Source organism: Vibrio sp. S12_S33 (genome assembly GCF_963889785.1).
GTDB lineage: Bacteria > Pseudomonadota > Gammaproteobacteria > Enterobacterales > Vibrionaceae > Vibrio > Vibrio aestuarianus.
On sequence record NZ_CAWPQZ010000209.1, the window covers coordinates 1 to 652 of the forward strand.

The 652-nt window shown below is 35.9% G+C and carries 1 protein-coding gene; it reads left to right on the forward strand.

Features of this window, described 5'->3' with window-relative positions:
* The coding region (locus AACW06_RS19870; RefSeq protein ID WP_238336773.1) for a hypothetical protein at positions 1 to 500 on the forward strand (500 nt) is incomplete at its 5' end.
* Between the last annotated feature and the right edge of the window lie 152 nt (positions 501 to 652).

The following is a 652-nucleotide window of genomic DNA, read 5'->3' on the forward strand; positions in this document are numbered from 1 at the left end:
GCGTTAGCAGTAAGGAAAAACAATTGAAAGATTTCATAAAACTAATTAGGTATCTGTTAGTTGCGGCATTATTTAATTCATGGCTAGACCTGCGAGGGATCAATTATCATTGGCTGGATGGTCGCTCATTTTTTATGACAGTTTGGTTGATAGCGGCAACTATTTCTATAACCTGTTTCTTGTTAAATTATAAATCTGAAATAAAAATATTGTCAGAAATGAAAGGTGAGCCTACGAGCACGGCACATTATATAGGTCCAATTCTTGATACAAAAACTTTGTATGTTATGGTCTTATCAATAGCGTTAATTGTAATGATCTCTGTGGAACTAAACCATCAGTTTGCAGAACAACTTAACGAATTTATAGCTATCGATTCTAATCAGCATGAAAGTATCAACCTATTTGTTAGCGAATCGGAATGTCAAGAAAGTCTGAGCGTGAAAGGGGAATGTCATCAAGTATTGAAAGGCGTACTAGGTGAAAAAATATATTATTAATTATAGTAGTAGCGTTAAGAATTACTGCTAACAAGCAATTTAAGAGGGATTCCCAACGCTTGGCACTTTTGCTTCTACTTCAAATTTAGTGGTTACGGTACAATGCGTTAGGTTGGGTGGTAGCGTTGCTCACCCCTTAATTGGGCGTTATA